The sequence below is a fragment of the Bradyrhizobium sp. 2S1 genome (assembly GCF_011516625.5).
GTDB lineage: Bacteria > Pseudomonadota > Alphaproteobacteria > Rhizobiales > Xanthobacteraceae > Bradyrhizobium > Bradyrhizobium septentrionale.
Genome location: NZ_CP147717.1, coordinates 7,801,537 through 7,820,079, shown reverse-complemented (window position 1 = coordinate 7,820,079; position 18,543 = coordinate 7,801,537). Strand labels below are relative to the sequence as shown.

Below are 18,543 nucleotides of genomic sequence, written 5' to 3'. Positions count from 1 at the left end.
CAGCATGGGCGCAAGGCGCGAGGTGTTGGCCGTGGTGGCGAGGCGCTACCGTGCGGCTGGACGAGTTGAGAAGGGACGGATCCTTGACGAGTTGACAGCAACGACGGGTTGGCACCGCAAGCACGCGGTGCGAGCACTGTCGGTTGCCGGAAGGGACAGGCCCAGACCACCACTGGACGAAGGGGCAACGAGCCCAACCGAACCAGCGACAAGTCGGCGACGCAAATACGCCAGCGTGCGCGACGCGCTGATCGCGCTGTGGGAAGCCTCCGATCGCGTCTGCGGTAAGCGCCTCGTATCGATGATCCCAGTGCTGTTGCCCGCACTCGAGCGGCATGGCCGGCTGAAGCCAACGAGCGCAGAGCGTGCGCTGCTGACAACTCTGAGCGCGGCGACGATCGATCGGATGTTGATCGACGTTAAAATTGCGGCTGCTGGGGGGCGCCGGCGGCGAGTCGGATTCTACTCGGCGATTCGACGCGAGGTGCCGATCCGCACTTTCAATGACTGGGCAAACCCGCCGCCAGGCTTTTGCGAGATCGACATGGTCGCGCACGGTGGGACCAGCGTCGCCGGCTCGTTTATCCAGACTTTGACCATGGTGGACATCGCAACAGGATGGACGGAATGCCTGCCCCTGGTGACACGCGATGGCAGCCTCGTCGTGGAAGCGATGACGCGAGCACAGGGCCTGTTCCCGTGGGTGATCTGTGGCGCCGACTTCGATAACGACAGCGCGTTCATGAACGACGTCGTCGTTCCATGGTGCCGAGCACAGAAGATCGAGGTAACGCGGTCACGTGCCTACAAAAAGAACGATCAGGCTTTCGTGGAGCAGAAGAACGGTGCGGTGGTCCGGCGGCTCGTCGGATACGGGCGCTTCGACGGGGTCGAGACGGCCCGCGTGATGGCACGTCTCTACGCGGCGGCGCGCCTGCTGGTGAACTTCTTCCAGCCGTCATTCAAGCTCAAAGAGAAGCGCCGCGAGGGTGCCAAGATCATCAAACGCTATCATCCGCCTGCCACACCATACGAACGTGCACTGGGGCACCCGAAACTCCCATCAGCGGTCAAGCGCCGTCTGCGCCAGACGTATCGGACTCTCGATCCCATACAATTGCTTGCCACGATCCGCACGGCGCAGGAAGAGCTCGGCGAACGGATCGGCAAGCGCGGTCTTGCGAAGGTTCCCACCGTATCGCCGGCTGATCCGCTCTCGTTTGCCCGATCGCTCGGCACGGCGGCAAACACCGCCGAAGTGCGGGCCACGCACCGCCGGCCGAAACGGCGATACAAAAAGCGTATTCGCATGCCCTCGAAGCTCGATCCCCATCTCGCGATCATCGAGAACTGGCTCGCCGTCGAGCCACAGCTCACTGCACTGGCCATCGTGGGCAGGCTCGCCACGATCGATCCTTCGATGTTCAGCGACAAGCAGCATTCGATCGTTCAGCGCCTGCTTCGGTCCCTCCGGCGGAAGGTGGCGGAGACAGCCATCGTATCCATGCCCGTGGATGAAATACGGCCCGAGGCTGTGGACGGCGCTGCGTGTGATGAGCACTCCGCCCCGCCCACAGCCTCTCCACCGAGCTGGCCGCGGCTCGAGACCGGTCTGGGGCAGTTCGTAGACCTTCATCCCGGGTAACATTACTTCCTGAGGCAATACGAGGGGTCAAATTTGCAGGCCGATTGACACTCGGAAGTTTTGGCTCACAACATCGAAATCACGCTGCAATCTCGCGATCCCAAGGTCGCCCGCTTTGAGCCGGAACAGTAAGGCCGCCTCAGTTGGCGGCTTCTTTCATTCCTCATCTGGTTTCTGACGCGCCCCCGCCATTGCGCAGAGACGCGGCCTCTGCGAGCAGCCGGTCGATGCGGGCCTGGGCGAGGTTTTCCTGCCGCTCGCGTTCCCTTCGCTCAAGCTCGAGGCGCTGCTGCCTCAGCTCCTCTTCCAGCTGGGCCTTGCGTCGCACGCGCCGTTCGAAGTCTCGTGTCCCCCGGGTGCTGTCCTAATTAGGGGAATTATATACTTGAGTACGACCCTAACGGTCGAGTATGCATGTTTCGCGGGATCGTGAGCACGGATTTCAGGGGATCGTGAGCAGAGATTTCAGACGATCGTGAGCACGGATTTCGCGGGATCGTGAGCAGCTTTTCAGCGGCTCAGCCCGCTTCGGCCGACAACTCAACCGGCTTAGGAACTGCCTCGTCAGTGAACGAGGAAGGCCGATGCCCACCCAGAGATTGTCGATGCGCCGGATCAAAGAGGTTCTCCGCTTAAAACATGTTCAAGGCTTGCCGGAGCGAGCCATCGCGCGCACCCTGGGCATCAGCAACGGAGCCGTGCACAGCTATCTGCGCCGAGCCGGGGCTGCCGGACTGAACTGGCCGTTGCCGGTCGGAATGACCGACGAAGACCTGGAGCTGCTGCTTTTCCCTGCGCCGAGGCCTGCGTCACAGAGCCCACAGCGGCCCGTTCCCGACTGGGGCTATGTCGACAAGGAGCTGCGCCGGCGCAACGTGACCCGCCGGCTGCTGTGGGACGAGTATCGCGCCAGCCATCCCGATGGATTCGGCTACACATGGTTCTGCACGACCTACGAGGCCTGGAAGGGGCGAGCCCGGCCTTCGATGCGGCAGACCCATCTGGGCGGCGAGAAGGTTTTCGTGGATTTCGCCGGCGACACCATCGACGTCATCGCCCCCTCAAGTGGGGAAGTGCAGTCGATGAAGCTGTTCGTCGCAGCGATGGGCGCCTCCAACTATACCTACGCCGAGGCCTGCCCAAGCGAGGGGCTCGCCGACTGGATCCGGGTCCACATCAACCTTTTCGCCTTCCTCGGCGGCGCGCCGACATTCGTGGTCTGCGACAATCTCAAGGCCGCCGTCACCAATCCCGACCGCCACGATCCTGGCCTCAACCGAACCTATGCCGAGATGGCGAGCCATTACGGCACGGCCATTCTCGCAGCCCGGCCGCGGCGCCCAAAAGATAAGGCAAAGGTCGAAGTTGCGGTGCAAGTCGCCCAGAGATGGATTTTGGCGCGGCTGCGCAACCAACGCTTCTTTTCGTTGGCGGAGCTGAACGCAGCCATCAAAATACTCGTCGTCGAACTCAATGCCCGGCAGATGCGCGACTTTGGCGCCAGCCGCGCCGAACTGTTCTCCGAACTCGACAAGCCCAAGCTCACAAAGCTGCCGGATCAGGCTTACGCTTTCGCGCGCTGGAAGCGATGCCGGGTCGGCCCCGACTATCATATCGAGATCGATGGACACTGGTATTCCACGCCATATCGGCTCATCCGTGAGCTTGTCGATGCCCGCATCGACGACAGGACGGTCGAGATCTTCCACAACGGCCGCAGGATCGCCAGCCACGCCCGCGCGCCCAACCGGCGGGGCCACACCACCACCGCCGACCACATGCCCAGCGCCCATCGGCGCTACGGCCAATGGACGCCCGCCGGAGTGATCGCCGCCGGCGAGCGGATCGGTCCGTCGACCGCCGCCTTCTTCCAGGCCGTGATCGCGGCCCGGCCGCATCCCGAGCAAGGCTTTCGCACCTGCCTCGGCATTCTGTCGCTGGCCAAAAGCTACAGCGCCGAGCGCGTCGACGCGGCCTGCCGGCGCGGCATTCTGATCAAGGCGCGATCCGTCGCCTCGATCCGCTCCATCCTCCAGAACGGCCTGGATCGCACCTTTCTCGACGAGCCCTCCGAACCCCAACCCCTGCGCCACGGCAACATCCGCGGCCGGGATTATTTCCACTGAAGCCAAGGAGACCTGTATGCTCACCCATCCCACCCACGAACGCCTGATCGAGCTCGGCTTGAGCGGCATGGCCAAGGCCTTCGAGGAGCAGCGACGATCACCTGATCTCGAAGCCTTGCCGTTCGAAGATCGCATCGGCCTGCTGGTCGACCGGGAAGCCGCGGAACGCGACACCAGGCGGCTCACTACGCGCCTCAAGCTGGCCGCGCTCCGCCAGAATGCTTGCTTGGAGGACGTCGATTTGCGCACGCCGCGGGGTATCGACCGGGCCGTCTTCGCCAAGCTGGTCAGCGGCGACTGGATCGATCGCCACGAGAATTTGCTCATAACCGGAGCGACCGGATTGGGCAAAAGTTGGTTAGCCTGTGCCCTCGGCCACAAGGCCTGCCGCGACAATCGCTCGGTTCTCTATCATCGCGTCCCAAGATTGTTCGAAGCGTTGGCACTCGCGCGGGGGGATGGACGTTATGCCCGCTTGCTCAAAACCCTTGGCCGCGCCCAGCTTCTGATTTTGGACGATTGGGGATTGTCAGTGCTCACCGCTGCCGAACGGCGCGATCTACTGGAAGTCCTTGAGGACCGCCATGGCCGCGCCTCCACCATCGTAACCAGCCAACTCCCTGTGGACACATGGCACGAAGTTATCGGAGACCCAACCTACGCCGACGCTGTCCTCGATCGCCTCGTCCATAACGCTCACCGCCTCCAGCTTGCCGGCGAAAGCATGCGAAAACGCAACGCCAGAACCATCACCCTTGACGAGCAGCCAGAACGCTGACTCTATCACCGCCTCGGCCGGAGCGGGCTGCTCACGATCGTCTGAATTCGCCGCTCATGATCGCGCGAAATCGCTGCTCACCATCACTGAAATATGCACGAGTAACCGTTTCCATAGTGGCAGGATTACATCAAACGGCGAGGCGAGCCGCAGCTGCCTCATAACGGCCCCGTGAATTTTTTCGCTGGTTTGGCTGCCCGGGGTCATCCTCGCAAGATTGCGAAGATAATCACCAGCGGACCGAACATAGCAGCGCCGAGACCCAAGCCAACGGCTGAGCAACAGTTGGGTAAAGAACGAATTCGAAATGGAATAGGCAACAAGAGCAGCTCCAGCCTTCTCGTAAGCGATTTGTCGTTTTTCCAACCACTCCCTCGTCGGCGGCTCCTCTTCCGGATTGCCTGTCCATAATCGACTATGTTCAAATTCTGCTAAAGCCGTCGCCACGTCTTGCCGCAGTTGGATAAACTTCTGAAAAGGCTGCGCTAGCGCCGTGGTGAACAGCCATCCAATCACACCGCCAGCAAAGCCAGAAATCAGCGGCCAAAGCATCATTTTTGCTTGCGAGGCTCTGGCTTCTTCGTCGCCAGCCGCTTCATGAGTTCGTCGGCCGCCGACTTGTCTTCATCCGCTTCGATCTCGCGAGCCTTGTCAATGAAGGCTTTCGATTGCTTCGGATCGTCGGGCTTTGGTTTAGCGGGCTTCATTTTGGCTGCTCTCTCTGCGATCTGCCGCCTTGAACAAATCGTCTGCCTCTTGCTCTTTTTGCCGCTTTGCGGCGCGCTCTGCACGGATTCTCGGCTGATCCGCCTTTTGTCGCTCTATCTTCTCAAGCTTCAAGTCATGATTGGGGACTGAGCGTAACTTTGCGCTTTCCGTCTTTGGCCATGTTGCCGGTATATGCCAGAACGAAGATGGCTTGGCAGTCTTTAGTTGCTTCACGATCATTGGCCACCAGTGCAACAGCAACGAGCACTTGTGGAAATATCCCCACTGATTCCATGCATTCTCAAAGAAGAGCACGATCATGCCTTCTTCCACCAGCGCAAGACGCTCGTGGGAGTTGACCTTCATCAGTGTATTTCCGGACACAATGACCTTGCCCCCGGCCTTGGAAAATCTCCTGATCCAGGGGACATCGTTGCGCCTCAAGTAATCAGGGTCGCTCGGCTTCGGGTAATAAGTCTGGGCTTTTTCGAGAACTAGATCGGCGCTGAGTTTTAGCAACTGCTTATCGCTGGCGAAGGTTTGAAACACCTTCACCATTGTCGGAGGAATGTGCTCGTCAAAAGCTATTTTCAAGCGGCCTTATGCAAAGATTGTTCAAATTTGATTGCTTCGCGAACTTCTTTCTCTGTCACCTCATACATCCATGCCGCCGCCCTTGCGCTCTTCTCTGCTTTAGCAGCGGCTGCAATGGTGGCTGTCGGAATATGGCTGCGCTCTAGTATGGGACGACCGAAAGAGAAAGACGGATGAACTACAACGTTGGGCGCGATCTTACGGCGCGGACGCCACGCCGTAGCCTCTCCACGCGGATCATAGATTACATCGTTCTTTAGAGACTTCATCACAACTGGATGCATCTCGTAGTTCTTGCTGCGAAGATCGTAGATGTCCTTGACACCGTTTCTGCGTCCGATCTCAGCAACGATTTTTCTTCCGTCAGTTCGGAAAACAATCTTCGTTGCGAACGGATGAGGATGATCTAGAGAATGACGAACCTCACTCATGATCGCACGAATGTCTTGCAGGCGCACTCCGGCGCCATGAAACAGCGCAACGAAGCGAAGCTCCATCAAGTTGTGAAAGCTGACGGCCACCTTGCCATGCACGCGACCAAGATCATTGACGATGACTGGCTCTTGTTTTCCTTTGTGCCCGCCAACCCAAATGCGAACGAGCTGCGCCGGAGCTTCTACAAGCTCGGCAGCATCAGGCACCGTATAGATGCCAGATTCCAGTAAGTCAGCACCGGCCATGATCTTCGTCCGCTTTCCTACGAGTCCCGGTAGGTCAACCGTTTCCCGACGATACCGCGAAGCGCCTTGGTCGTGCGAGCTTCATCGGACACGCCGAGAGCCATTCTTTCATTATACCTAAAGTCGAATTCAGCCAGATAGCGCTTCAAGTGCTGCTGGCTAACGTGGTGATACGTGCCGTTGATGCCACGTTTCAGGATGGAGAAATAACCTTCAATCGTGTTCGTGTGTGCGCCGCCGCGAACATACTCGCCGGCGCCGTGGTTAACGGTTTCGTGTAGGTCGTAGTCGCAGCCTATGGTCTTGGTGACAAGCCCCTCGTCGGTCATCACGGCCGTCTTGCCATCCACCTGCGCTTGCAGGATGGGGCGCAGGGTCTTTGCGGTCACTTGCGCGACGTGATGAGAGCGAACCTTTCCGCCGTGCTCGACCAAAGAAAAAACAGCTTCCTTGCCCGCGCCGCCCGTTCCCAGATGCTTGCGCTTGCTGCGGTGCTTGTTCTTTTCCCACCCACCTGCGTAGGTCTCATCGATTTCGACCGTCTTCCTTCGCCGCCCATCAGAAAGTGGCCCTCGCGCAGGCGATGTTCCATGAACCAAGCCGTCTTATAGGTCACCTTCAGCGTCCGATGCAGTTGGTGCGCGCTGATGCCCTTCTTACTGGACGCCATGAGATGCGCGGCCTGAAACCAGATGTGCAGCTTGACGTGGCTGCGCTCGAAGATGGTTCCGACCGTGACCGTAAATTCGCGCTTGCAGGGGCCGCAGCGGCGCAGGCCAGCCCGGCCGCCCCTGACGTCCGTAATGCGGTCAAAGCCGCCGCAGCGCGGGCAATGAGGCCCCTGCGGCCACACAATCTCCTCCAGCCGCGCGATGGCTGCGGCCTCATTGTGGAAGTGCGGTGCGGACAGGACGGACATGGCGGATTCCCTCTCTGGTTGACTCAACCACTCACCGCCCGTACTTGTCAAGTATATAATTGCCCTAATTAGGACACTCGCGGCGGGGAATTAGGACAGGCGGTCGAACCCGAAGGCATTGCAGCGCCTGCCGAAGACCTTGCGCGCTGGAGCAGCTGGGCGCTCGCGCAAGCCGACCGCGTCGATCCTGTGAAGAACACACAATTTCTTCAAGCATTTGAAGAGGGTGACTACAGCGAGAAATAATCGTGGGGTCAGATGTGGGGTGCCTCACGAACGATCAAAACAATCCAGCAATATCAGTATGTTAGATGGTGTATTGGCGGAAGGGGTGGGATTCGAACCCACGGTACCCTTGCGGGCACGCCGGTTTTCAAGACCGGTGCCTTAAACCACTCGGCCACCCTTCCAAAACTTGAAATCGTTAGGCTTTTTGTCGGTGTCGGCAGCACAGATCTAGAACTGTGCTACCAGCTTGCTACCCAACGGTCGTCGCTTTCTATGCAGCAAGCGCTCAAACGTCAACGCGCTGTACCCGAGCGCGTACGGGGTGGGCTAATCGTCCTTCTTTGGGCGCTTTAGGTCCAGCCGCTCGATGCGCTCATCGATCAGTCATCCTTCCGCGTATCCCTCCTGTAGAGGCTACCATGCAGGCCAATGGCAACGAGGCTCAGGACAACAGCAAGGACCAGGAGATAGTAGGACCAGTCCATGTCGGGCAGCTTCTCTGCACGTGCCAATGAGGAGAGAGCAGGGGAACCTGCGGTGAATTTTCACGGTTTTCCGATGTCGAGCTCAAGATAGCTTTGATGAAGGCTGACCGGCGTTTTCATGCCGTCAAAGAGCACGCGAACAGCTAATTTGCTTGCTTTGCCCGCGCCAACGACCGATCCGGTCGTATAGAGGGCTCTCTTCATTCGACTAGAGCATTTTCCGATCACGTTGCGTCGTAACCAGCCGCGACGAGATAATTTTGGCATCCTCGGGTGAGAAGCGCTTGAGAGCGTTGGCGATTGCTTGCCAGAGATCGGGCATGGTGCGCGCTGCGGCGGCCCGCAACAGGGCTTTCAGTTTAGAGAAGGCCATTTCGATCGGGTTGAAGTCTGGACTGTAGGGCGGAAGATAGAGCAGGCTTGCTCCGACCGCCCGGATGGCCTCTCGAACGCCATGGACCTTGTGAGCGGGCAAGTTGTCCATGATAACGGTATCGCCCGGCCGCAGCGATGGGGCGAGCAATTGCTCGACGTAGGCCAGGAAAGCGTCGCCATCCATTGGACCGTCCAGAACAAGCGGCGCGATCAGACCGTCGGAGCGCAATCCAGCGGGTATCCGTCCGAGGGCGGCCGTCTTGCGAGTTTTTCCGATCTGTAGCTGACTGTCCTTATGGACGTACATAAGGACAGTGCGGTGCTGAGCCGCATGGATTTGGTGGAGACCGGTCGGCGGCGACGCTGGACGCGTGCGGAGAAGCTCAGAATCGTAGAGGAGAGCTTCTCGGGGCCACGACTGGTGTCGGCGACGGCTCGCCGGTATGGGATATCACGTCAGCTTCTGCTGAGCTGGCGCAAGGCTTGGACCTGTCATGATCCGGCCGAAGAGGATTCGATCGGCCCGACATTCGTCCCTGCGATAGTTGCGGCAAGTACGCCGCCAACGACGGAAGCTGTCGAGACAGGTCAGATCGAAATCGTGAGCCCTCAGGGGCTGCGCGTGGTCTTCGGCCCCGGTGCGGATATCGAGGCGGTCGTTCGAATTGCTCGGGGCCTGGCGCGCCGATGATCCCGATCCCGATGGGCGTGCGGGTGTGGCTGGCGACGGGCCATACCGACATGCGGTGCGGCTTTCCGAGCCTGGCTCTGCGCGTGCAGGAAGTGCTCAAGCGCGACGCCATGGGCGGCGGTCTTTTCTGCTTCCGGGGCAAACGCGGTGATCTATTGAAGGTCATTTGGCACGGTGTGCTGCAGAGCATGAAGGAGGTGAATAACCGAATTTAATGCGTACAGCTTTATGAGAGATGGAGGATGGCCCTCCTGCATCGGCGTTTCAGGCGCAGATGCAAAACCACGACACTGTGGCTTCGCTTAAAAGGCGCGGTCATGAGCAAGTGTTGCAAAAGTCCCGGGTGTACGGGGCAGGTAAGTATCCAGAAGGCGAGCGAAAGCGAATCTTCCGATGACGCGTCGAAAATTACTAAGGCGTCGCCAAAATCAGGGGCGCGTGCCATCCCTGAGATCAATCCGTGAGGCGCCTGGATTACTGCGCGGATGGCGACCGGCGTTTAGGGGACGCGATCTGGATACAGGCTCTTGTAGAGAACTGCAGGAACCAGTCGTTGTGATGCCAAGGGAGAAGTTCAAGCGGCGCACACCGCGAGACGAGAGTACCGAAGCACAACACTGGGGCGGATCGGCTCGTAGTAGTGATGAAGGTGCTGTAATGGGACTGGAGCGAAGGGGCCGAAACAAGTGGGTTGCTCCCATATGCAACTGTGATGAGCAGGAGGACATGTGAGTGTAACCGGACGTAAGCAGTACGATATCGACAAGCAGACAGTGATGAAGGCCTACCGATTGGTCAAAGCCAATGCGGGCTCGGCCGGCGTGGATAAGGTGTCGCTCAGAGCTGGCTCCGCAAATTCGGACAGTAGCTTGAGTGGATTTTCTGCCTGACAGCGGCGAGGATTCTTGCTGCGAATCAGGAGCGAAGATGACGAAGAAGAGCCGCCGGATGCATTCTCCGGCATTCAAGGCGAAGGTTGCTTTGGCTGCGGTCAAAGGCGACAAGACGCTGGCGGAGCTGGCGCAACTGTTTGATGTTCATCCGAACCAGATCACGATCTGGAAAAACCAGCTCCTGGAAGGCGCCGCCGGCGTGTTTGGGCATGACAAGGCGTCGGCCGAGACGCCGGTCGATTTGAAGGCGTTACATGCCAAGATCGGCGAGCTGGCGTTGGAAAACGATTTTTTGTCCGGCGCGCTCACCAAGGCGGGCCTGCTGAGCGCAAAGCGATGATCGACCGCGGTCATGATCTTTCTATCGTGCGCCAGGCGAAGGTCCTGAAGCTGGCTCGCAGCACGGTCTACTATGAACCTCGGCCAGTTTCGGCCGAGGACCTTGCCTTGATGCGTCGGCTCGATGAGCTGCATCTCGATTATCCCTTCGCGGGAGCGCGTATGCAGCGATCGTTGCTGCGGCGGGAGGGCGTATACGCCGGTCGCCGCCACATCGCGACGCTGATGAAGCGCATGGGGATCGAGGCGGTCTATCGTCGCCCGAACACGAGTAAGCCGGCACCGGGTCACAAGATCTACCCGTACCTGTTGCGCGGATTGAAGATCGAGCGGCCCGACCAGGCGTGGGCAATGGACATCACCTACATTCCGATGCGGCGTGGCTTCGTCTATCTCGCGGCGGTCGTCGATGTGTTCAGCCGACGGGTCCTGGCCCATCGCGTCTCGATCACAATGGAGGCGGCCTTCTGCGTCGAAGCGGTCCAGGAGGCGTTGGCGAAGCACGGCAGGCCCGAGATTTTCAACACGGACCAGGGCAGCCAGTTCACCAGCCTCGAGTTCACCGATGTGCTGCTGGACGCGAAGATCGCCATCAGCATGGACGGCAAGGGCGCCTGGCGCGACAACGTGTTTGTCGAGCGGCTCTGGCGCACGGTCAAATACGAAGAAGTTTATCTCCGCGCCTACGACAGCGTGTCCGAGGCGCGAGCGTCAATTGCCAAGTATCTGGCCTTCTACAATCAGGGACGCCCTCACTCGAGCCTTGACGGGCGCACGCCCGACGAGGCTTACTTCGGCACGCAAGCTATGGTGATGGCCGCATGACCGTCGCCGACGATTTTGTCGTCGCTCTGGTCGGGCTACGCCCTCCCGACGCAACGACAAAATCGTAAGGCCCCGCGTTCAGCATAACCCGGCAGGAATCCACTTAAATCCCGCGGGGCGCTGTCCAAACAACCGGCGCCAGCTCTCTCGAAGCTTTTGAGAAGGACTTGAAGGGCAACCTTTACAAGGTCTGGAATCGAATGTCTTCTGGCAGCTACTTTCCACCTGCCGTTCGGGCTGTCTCCATTCCCAAGAAGAACGGCGGGCAACGCATTCTAGGTGTGCCGACAGTAGCAGATCGCGTGGCGCAAACGGTCGTCAAGCTGCAGATTGAACAAGCACTCGAGGAAATCTTCCTTCCCGATTCCTACGGCTACCGGCCCGGAAAATCCGCGCTGGACGCCGTCGGCGTCACCCGGCAACGGTGCTGGAGGATGGACTGGGTGCTGGAGTTCGACATCAAAGGCCTGTTCGACAATATCAGCCACAAGTTGCTTATGAAGGCCGTCAGGAAGCATGTGCAAGACGAATGGGCTCTGCTCTACATCGAACGCTGGCTAACAGCGCCGATGCAAGACAGAGACGGAGCGATCACCGCTCGCGACCGGGGCACACCCCAAGGCGGCGTGATCAGTCCCGTCCTTGCCAATTTGTTCTTGCATTATGCGTTCGATACATGGATGGCGCGGAACTTCCCGCAGTCGCCGTGGTGTCGATACGCGGACGACGGGCTCGTTCATTGCCGAACCAAGGCTGAAGCGGAAGCCATCAAGGCGGCGCTGCAAGCAAGGTTTAAGGAATGCGAACTCGAAATGCATCCCGACAAGACCAAGATCGTCTACTGCAAAGACAGCAATCGCCCGGGTAGCCATGCCAGTCAGTCATTTGACTTTCTGGGATTTACCTTTCGACCGCGCAGGGCAAGAAACCATCAGAAGAAAGAAAACTTCTGTACGTTCTCGCCAGCGGTCAGCAGGGCGGCGATGACGTCTATGCGTATGACGATCCGGCAGCTCCGCCTCAGGCTTCGCTCGCAGACGGAAGTCGACGCAATTGCCTTGGAACTGAACCCCGTCCTTCGTGGATGGAGGCAGTACTACGGCAGATATGGGCGGTCAGAAATGCACAACCTGTATCGATATGTCGACGAATCTCTTAACCGCTGGGCGCGACGCAAATACAAAGGGCTGAAGAATGGAAAAGTCAGAGCCTCCACCTGGCTCAGATTGATCCGCTGCCGCAGGCCGAAGCTGTTCGCTCATTGGGCGATGTTGAGTTCTGCCTCGTTACTTGTTGAGAGCCGTATGACGTGAGAGCGTCACGTACGGTTCGGAGAGCGGCTCCGGGTGCAACCCCCGGGGCCGACTCACGATGGCCAGGGCGCCTGCTTGTTCACCAAAAGACTCGAGAGAGGCAGGTTCATCTGGCCATCGGTTGCTGGTGAATCGGTAACGATCTCTCCGGCGCAGTTGAGCTATCTGTTGTCCGGGATCGATTGGCGCAACCCTCAAGAAACCCAGCGTCCGACGCGGGTCGGATAGTCGTTTTACGGTTTGAATCTGCGGCTCGATCTGATTCAATGGCTCCATGATATCGAAGCCGGATGATCTTCCATCGGACCTTGTCAGTGCCCTGGCGGCGCTGCAGGCCGAGCGTGAGGCGCGACAGAAAGCCGAGGCGAAGGCCGCCAACTGGCAGGCGCAAGCCGCGAATGCGCAGGCGAAACTGTCGGATACCGAGGCGCTGATCGCTCATCTCGAGTTGCGCATCGAGAAGCTGAAACGCGAACTGCACGGGCAGCGATCCGAGCGCTCGGCACGGCTGCTCGAGCAGTTGGAGTTGGAGCTCGAAGAACTCGTCACCACGGCGAGCGAGGATGAGCTTGCCGCACAGGCCGCAGCGGCGAAGACGCAGAACGTCCGCCCCTTCATGCGCAAGCGGCCGGTGCGCAAGCCATGGCCTGACGATATCGAACGCGAGCGCGTCGTCATTGAGACTCCAACGACCTGCGCCTGCTGCGGTGGATCGCGGCTGGCGAAGATCGGTGAGGATGTGACCAAGACGCTGGAGGAGATCCCGCGCCGCTTCAAGCTGATCGAGACGGTACGCGAGAAGTTCACCTGCCGCGATTGCGAGAAGATCAGCCAGCCGCCCGCGCCGTTCCATGCCACGCCGCGCGGCTTCATCGGCCCACAATTGCTGGCGACGATCCTGTTCGACAAGTTCGGCATGCATATCCCGCTCAACCGCCAGGTGCGCGCTTTAAGGCCGAGGGGATCGACCTGCCGTTGTCGACGCTGGCCGACCAGGTCGGCCACGGGACCTTCGCCGTCATGCCGCTCTTCCACTTGATCGAACGCCACGTGCTCGCTGCCGAGCGCCTTCATGGCGACGACACCACCATCCGTATTCTGGCGAAGGGCAAGTGCACGACCGGGCGGATCTGGACTTATGTGCGGGATGACCGGCCGTTCGCCGGGCCTGCGCCGCCGGCAGCGGTCTATTACGCCTCGAGCGACCGACGAGGCGAGCATCCACAGAGACATCTGGCCGCCTTCGCCGGCATCTTGCAGGCGGATTGCTACAGCGGCTTCGAGCCGCTGTTCGACCCGCAGAAGAAGGCGCTGCCGATTACGCCGGCGTTTTGCGTGGCCCATGCGCGGCGGGGCTTCTTCGAGCTGGCTGATATCGAGAAAAATGCTCGGGAAGGCAAGAAAGGCAAACCGGTCTCCCCGATCGCGCTGGAGGCTGTCAGACGCCTCGATACGTTGTTCGAGATCGAGCGCGCCATCAACGGCCGCGGTGCCGGCGAGCGGCGTGCCGCTCGCCAGGAACAGAGTAAGTCACTTCTCGAGGACATGCATGCCTGGCTGCTCCGCGAGCGCGAAACCCTCTCGCGTTCCTCCGAGGTCCTGAAGCCGATTAACTACATGCTCAGGCGCTGGGACGGCTTCGCCCGCTTCCTCGACGACGGCAGGATCTGCTTGACCAACAATTGCGCTGAGCGCGCATTGAGAGGCATCGCCTTGGGAAGGCGCAACTGGACCTTCGCCGGCAGCCAGCGCGGCGCCGACCGTGCCGCCATCATGCTGACGATGATCACGACCTGTCGCCTCAACGACGTCGATCCCAAGGCCTGGCTCGCCGACGTCCTGGCCCGTATCGCCGATCATCCCGCATCGCGTCTGCACGAGCTCTTGCCCTGGGAATGGAAGCTCCTGCGCCAGGCCGACAAGCCAGCCAATCAGCAGGCCGCCTGACCTTCACCCTTCACCCAATGCCATCATAGACCTCGCCGTGCCCGCGCGCATGCGTCAATCAGGCGGCCTCCGTCGTATGCGTACTCCAGCGGTGAATGTCGTCGTCTTCCAATGTCCGTGTGGGATAGCTGCACGACATCGCTCGCCGCGTGGCGAGCGGCCGTAAAGCCGCGCCATTTTGGTGTTGGCGCTGGTTTCGTCGATGAAGACGAGACGCTCAGGGTCAAGATCGATTTGCCCTTCGAACCACTCCTCACGCGCGGCATTTATATCGCCGCGCCGTTGCTCGGCGGCGTGCGCTGTCTTTTTTTAAGTGTGATCTTTCTGCGCTGGAAAAAACGCCAGAGCGACGCGATGCCAGTCGATATTCCACGACGTTTCAACAGTTCTCGCAACTCGGCGAGCGTGATATCCGGCTTCGCTGTCACTGCCTCCAGAATCAATTGCGAATGCGCTTCGATGCGCTGCGATTTGCGGTCACCGCCCTGGCGTTTAGGAACGATGTCGCCAACTTCCTTGAGGCGACCGCGCCAGCGGATCGCACTGGCCGCGCTGACACCAAAGCGCTCAGCAGCCTGTCGACAGGACATGCCACCGTCAATCGCGGCTATCACCCTTTGACGAAGATCAACCGAAAGCGCCCTGGCCATACATGCTGGCCTCCCTCGCCAGCATGCAGCTTGAATCTGACTCGCGCCGTTTTGGGAATCCCCACCCGATTCATTCCGGTCGGAAAATGCTCTAGCGCCGAGTTCGCTCAGGTGGACCCGATCGCCGATCTGAAAAATTGGCTGTTCGGTTGGCAAATGATTGAAGCCGCGCAATTGAAAAACCTCGATCCGGAATTCCCTCTCCATCTTGTTTGGTGAAGTGGGCGGGACCGTCGCTCCGTGGCCCGGAGCGGCGATCCCTTATCGCGCGATGGTCGGGGTGTGGTGTGGATGTCGGCCAATCCGCACGACTAGGGATACAGTAAATCTGCAAATGCTCGTGGCAATTGCCATTCTGAACTAGCCCCAACCAGCGGCGCGATAGTCTGGCCCGTGGCGCAAAGGTGGTAGCGCGCTGCAGCAACAGCGAATCCTGATGGATGAAATTAGAAAGAGTCGTAACGTCATGGTCGGAGGTTGGCCGCTACAGCCTCCGGTGTCGCCGTTAGCCCCAGCTCGCCCCCTGAGCTGGGGCTCGCCGTACCACTGCTTCTCGAATTTTCTCCTCGAATATTCGGATCGTATCCAGGCTCGTTGGGATCGGTGATCGCAATTTCAACAGGGAACTATCCGCCCCCAGAATGATTAACCGAGTTAATCTTGGAGACTCGAGAATGTCGGATGAAGACATCGCTCTGCAGGCCGTAAGCGCCGCCCAGGAAATCCTTGAAGAGTATCTCGAACCTCGGCCGCGCACCAATGAACGGCTGATCCTTGACCGACTGGTTGAGGTACTTGAACAGCCCAGTCTTATCGTTGCAGTAAATCGGATGCAGCGCGGCTATCGCTGAGCGTGCAGTCTGTGATTGAGTTGGACTGCGCGAGCGCTAGCCAATCTCTGGCCAACGCAAGCCATGCGATGCGATCGTCGGCGCTTCCGAAGCGCGCCTTTCACAATGCGCTGCCAACTCACGTAAACGAGCCAGATCGTCGAGCAGAACGGGGCCAGCGTAGCGCGACGTCATGGTACGCGCTCTGGATTGGGTCGGGATACCTGCGCAATGAGGGATTCCGTCAGCGTCTGCTTGACGTATTCGGCCTGCTCCTTCGTTAGCTTCTCGGCGAATGGGCCATTTTTTTTGAGCTGCGCCGGCCCCTTGAGTTCCCGATCATAAACCATCCAGTCAGCGCTTCCTCGCCGAACGAGGAACCTGGCTTGTTGATGTGCTGTGTAATGCAACGATACCTCCCAAATGGCGGTCCGCCGGTCCTAAGTATACACACCAGGTGACCGCTTATTCCCGAACCGGGACACTGAAATTCCCGGCAGCCAATCAGTTGCACAGTTCATGCCACTCCAATGCGGTTAGCTCGACCACTCCAGCAATCCTGGCGGTTGGAAAATCCGGCTTGACCGACGTCTTGCGCCAGAAACAGCCCCGTGCGCCAGTTGTCGTAGATTGTGGCCCGCACCAGGGATCCGCGGTTCACTTGCACGGTCGCCGGCAAGCGAGGTTCGATCATTCGTTCGGTGGACGCGCCGCCCAAAATGCGTACTGGTCACGTCGCTGCCGCGCCCGATCGCGCGTAGGGTGTTTGTGACCTGAACGACCTGTCGGCCGGAATGATCCGCAGGCGAAGATCAGCCAGCGCGGTGTTCATGTTTCAGACGGAAACATGAGAGGCCGACGACATCCATCTTCAATGGGTGTGGATGGCGTCGTAGACGTGGGCGCTAAAGATAGCCGCGCTCAAAAGCAGCAGCCCGATGACTGTGGCTTCGATCATGACACTTCCCCTTATCTTTTGCGGACGGTTTACCGACCAAATGTTTCAGGCCTGTTTCGCGGGCCGGTTAAAATGGTTTCACGGGGTAGGGATTAGGCTGGGTGCCGCGGCCGACTGCGCGTCGTGGGGAGGGATAGAATGCCCAAGTGTGGCCGAAATGGCCGGCATGCTGGCAAACGCCATTCTGCCGGCGTCACCAAACCCGGGCTGCGGCTCATTGCGGCATGCACGCAACGGCGTTGACCGCGAGCGCCCGGCTTGGCCATCATGATGCTCATGAAGCGAGTCCTCTTCCTTTGCACCGGCAACTACTATCGCAGTCGATACGCCGAGGAGCTGTTCAATCACCTTGCAAGCGCCGAACGGCTGGTGTGGCGCGCATTCTCCAGAGGCGCGGCCGAACGCGGATCGCCCGACAATGTCGGGCCGATGTCAGGCTTTGCTGACGAGCGTCTCCGCGCAACGGGCATCATACCGGAGGGCGCGGCACGCTATCCGCAGCCATGTTCGCTGGCTGACTTTGGCGATGCGGACCTGGTGATCGCGCTCAAGGAGGCGGAGCATCGTCCGCTCATTGAGCGCCGGTTCCCCGAGGCTGCCGGCAGGGTGACGTACTGGCATGTCGACGATATCGACGTTGCGCTTCCCTCGGTTGCGCTGGCCATGATCGATAACCGCGTCCGCGAACTGGTTTCAGCCCTCAGGTAATCGGTTCGCGTTTCAGGAAGATCGCCAGCGCATACTCCGCGGGGGCCGCCAGCGTGCCGCTGAGACGTTCGAGTTCGTCGATGGCGACGATCACAAGGCGGCCTTCGGTGACGGTCAACCTCTCGGCGGGCACGTCCTGCGCGAGAAACACCTCGCCGCGAAGGCTGCCGTCTGGCGTTGAATAATCCGGTCCGGAATACCGGCCGATGAGCTCAAAACGCTCGGGCGGCAGGTAATAGCCGATCTCCTCGTGGACTTCGCGCACCACGCATTCCAGGAAGGTCTCTGTGCCTTCCCGGCGTCCGCCGAAGAGGCTGATCTTTCCCGGATCGGAGATGTGAGGAAGGTCGTCGCGCCGCTGCATCAGAAGGCGGCCATCGGTGCTGACGAGGAGGGCGGATGTTCCCTCTCTTACTTTCCCGCCCAAGACATTCAATTGGGCATCCAATGGGTCAGCCGAAAGCGAAGGCCAGCAGGCTCGAGCACAGCAGCACAAGGCTTGCTGCGGTCAGGGTCAGAAACCCGTCGGAGACCAAATCGTGATTACGCATGATACACCTGCCTTGATGTGATGCTCATCCGAATTGATTAAAGCTTTCCGAACATTCGCTCCAGGAAAGGGTGACGCGTCTTTCCGCCGTTCAACGGACCGTCAGGCCCGGTACCGATAGCCTTCCACGGCATGCGCCAAGAAGATCGCCGCACTCACCAGGCCCATCACCGCTGTAACCGTCTCGATCATCGCAAACTTCCTTTGCGCCCCACGCTCGGGAGAAAACGATTGCAGGCTTGCACAGTCAAAAAGATTCAATTGTTGGAATCGAAGATGCCCCCCAACTGATGATTTGCTG

Annotated in this window: 18 protein-coding genes, 1 tRNA gene and 3 pseudogenes; 11 read left to right on the top strand and 11 right to left on the bottom strand. The window is 59.7% G+C overall.

The genetic code is table 11. The features are described from left to right. Window positions 1-235: 235 nt before the first annotated feature. Window positions 236-1,645, top strand: coding sequence for an integrase catalytic domain-containing protein (locus tag HAP54_RS36985; protein ID WP_166293515.1), 1,410 nt, complete (start codon window positions 236-238; stop codon window positions 1,643-1,645). A gap of 163 nt (window positions 1,646-1,808) precedes the next feature. Here the strand turns inward: HAP54_RS36985 and HAP54_RS36980 are convergent, their stop codons facing one another. Further along, on the bottom strand, window positions 1,809-1,973 hold the full coding sequence (locus HAP54_RS36980; protein ID WP_166295486.1) for a hypothetical protein: 165 nt from the start codon (window positions 1,971-1,973) through the stop codon (window positions 1,809-1,811). A gap of 256 nt (window positions 1,974-2,229) precedes the next feature. Here HAP54_RS36980 and istA point away from each other — a divergent pair, with 256 nt between their 5' ends. Further along, window positions 2,230-3,771: an IS21 family transposase gene (gene istA / locus HAP54_RS36975; protein WP_166217180.1), complete on the top strand. Its 1,542-nt coding sequence runs from the start codon at window positions 2,230-2,232 to the stop codon at window positions 3,769-3,771. Between the two features lie 16 nt (window positions 3,772-3,787). Further along, entirely contained in the window at window positions 3,788-4,549 is a 762-nt protein-coding gene (gene istB, locus HAP54_RS36970; protein ID WP_029085260.1) for an IS21-like element helper ATPase IstB, read from the top strand. A 54-nt stretch (window positions 4,550-4,603) separates the two neighbouring features. On the opposite strand, the gene HAP54_RS36965 is transcribed toward istB, so the two are convergent. The 7 genes and pseudogenes from HAP54_RS36965 to HAP54_RS36935 all read right to left on the bottom strand — a co-directional run. Next, complete coding sequence (locus HAP54_RS36965) at window positions 4,604-5,104, bottom strand: hypothetical protein (RefSeq protein ID WP_339156793.1); 501 nt, start codon at window positions 5,102-5,104, stop codon at window positions 4,604-4,606. Window positions 5,105-5,242: 138 nt separating this feature from the next. Then, complete coding sequence (locus HAP54_RS36960) at window positions 5,243-5,851, bottom strand: hypothetical protein (RefSeq protein ID WP_224741613.1); 609 nt, start codon at window positions 5,849-5,851, stop codon at window positions 5,243-5,245. Further along, window positions 5,848-6,531, bottom strand: coding sequence for a hypothetical protein (locus HAP54_RS36955; RefSeq protein WP_166295480.1), 684 nt, complete (start codon window positions 6,529-6,531; stop codon window positions 5,848-5,850). The genes HAP54_RS36960 and HAP54_RS36955 overlap by 4 nt, the downstream gene beginning before the upstream one ends. Before the next feature lie 17 nt (window positions 6,532-6,548). After that, a pseudogene (locus HAP54_RS36950) lies at window positions 6,549-7,450 on the bottom strand (IS1595 family transposase). A gap of 320 nt (window positions 7,451-7,770) precedes the next feature. Further along, window positions 7,771-7,860, bottom strand: a tRNA-Ser gene (locus HAP54_RS36945). Between the two features lie 363 nt (window positions 7,861-8,223). Further along, on the bottom strand, window positions 8,224-8,367 hold the full coding sequence (locus HAP54_RS36940; protein ID WP_166295478.1) for a hypothetical protein: 144 nt from the start codon (window positions 8,365-8,367) through the stop codon (window positions 8,224-8,226). A gap of 20 nt (window positions 8,368-8,387) precedes the next feature. After that, window positions 8,388-8,773 (bottom strand): annotated as a pseudogene (locus HAP54_RS36935) (transposase); the annotation flags it as partial. Window positions 8,774-8,833: 60 nt separating this feature from the next. On the opposite strand from HAP54_RS36935, the gene tnpA reads away from it, so the two are divergent. From tnpA to tnpC, 6 genes are all read left to right on the top strand, one after another. Further along, complete coding sequence (gene tnpA, locus HAP54_RS36930) at window positions 8,834-9,229, top strand: IS66-like element accessory protein TnpA (RefSeq protein ID WP_166204038.1); 396 nt, start codon at window positions 8,834-8,836, stop codon at window positions 9,227-9,229. Then, complete coding sequence (tnpB, locus tag HAP54_RS36925; RefSeq protein WP_166293648.1) at window positions 9,226-9,444, top strand: IS66 family insertion sequence element accessory protein TnpB; 219 nt, start codon at window positions 9,226-9,228, stop codon at window positions 9,442-9,444. Before tnpA ends, tnpB (HAP54_RS36925) begins: the two co-directional genes overlap by 4 nt. 712 nt (window positions 9,445-10,156) lie before the next feature. Next, window positions 10,157-11,286, top strand: a protein-coding gene (locus HAP54_RS36920; protein WP_166204126.1) for an IS3-like element ISRj2 family transposase whose coding sequence is annotated in 2 segments (ribosomal slippage) — window positions 10,157-10,409 and window positions 10,409-11,286 — 1,131 coding nt in all. Because the reading frame shifts where the segments join, the coding sequence is not laid out codon by codon here. Between the two features lie 107 nt (window positions 11,287-11,393). Then, a complete protein-coding gene (gene ltrA, locus HAP54_RS36915) occupies window positions 11,394-12,599 on the top strand; it encodes a group II intron reverse transcriptase/maturase (RefSeq protein ID WP_166306750.1) in 1,206 nt (401 codons plus the stop codon). 33 nt (window positions 12,600-12,632) lie between these two features. Then, window positions 12,633-12,827: an IS66 family insertion sequence element accessory protein TnpB gene (tnpB, locus tag HAP54_RS36910; protein WP_166295245.1), complete on the top strand. Its 195-nt coding sequence runs from the start codon at window positions 12,633-12,635 to the stop codon at window positions 12,825-12,827. Between the two features lie 46 nt (window positions 12,828-12,873). Continuing rightward, window positions 12,874-14,546, top strand: a protein-coding gene (gene tnpC, locus HAP54_RS36905; RefSeq protein WP_166295474.1) for an IS66 family transposase whose coding sequence is annotated in 2 segments (ribosomal slippage) — window positions 12,874-13,540 and window positions 13,540-14,546 — 1,674 coding nt in all. Because the reading frame shifts where the segments join, the coding sequence is not laid out codon by codon here. A gap of 75 nt (window positions 14,547-14,621) precedes the next feature. Here the strand turns inward: tnpC and HAP54_RS36900 are convergent. Continuing rightward, window positions 14,622-15,196: pseudogene (locus HAP54_RS36900) on the bottom strand (IS630 family transposase); the annotation flags it as partial. A 674-nt stretch (window positions 15,197-15,870) separates the two neighbouring features. Between HAP54_RS36900 and HAP54_RS36895 the strand changes: the two are divergent. Beyond that, window positions 15,871-16,047, top strand: a complete 177-nt coding sequence (locus HAP54_RS36895; protein ID WP_166295458.1) for a hypothetical protein — start codon at window positions 15,871-15,873, stop codon at window positions 16,045-16,047. A 170-nt stretch (window positions 16,048-16,217) separates the two neighbouring features. Here HAP54_RS36895 and HAP54_RS36890 read toward each other — a convergent pair whose 3' ends face one another. Further along, window positions 16,218-16,436, bottom strand: a complete 219-nt coding sequence (locus HAP54_RS36890; protein ID WP_175619276.1) for a hypothetical protein — start codon at window positions 16,434-16,436, stop codon at window positions 16,218-16,220. 815 nt (window positions 16,437-17,251) lie between these two features. Here HAP54_RS36890 and HAP54_RS36885 point away from each other — a divergent pair. Continuing rightward, on the top strand, window positions 17,252-17,692 hold the full coding sequence (locus tag HAP54_RS36885; protein ID WP_210297497.1) for a low molecular weight phosphatase family protein: 441 nt from the start codon (window positions 17,252-17,254) through the stop codon (window positions 17,690-17,692). On the opposite strand, the gene HAP54_RS36880 is transcribed toward HAP54_RS36885, so the two are convergent. Then, window positions 17,685-18,119, bottom strand: a complete 435-nt coding sequence (locus HAP54_RS36880) for an NUDIX domain-containing protein (protein WP_166306741.1) — start codon at window positions 18,117-18,119, stop codon at window positions 17,685-17,687. The two genes, HAP54_RS36885 and HAP54_RS36880, sit on opposite strands and share 8 nt — an antisense overlap. Window positions 18,120-18,543 lie beyond the last annotated feature (424 nt).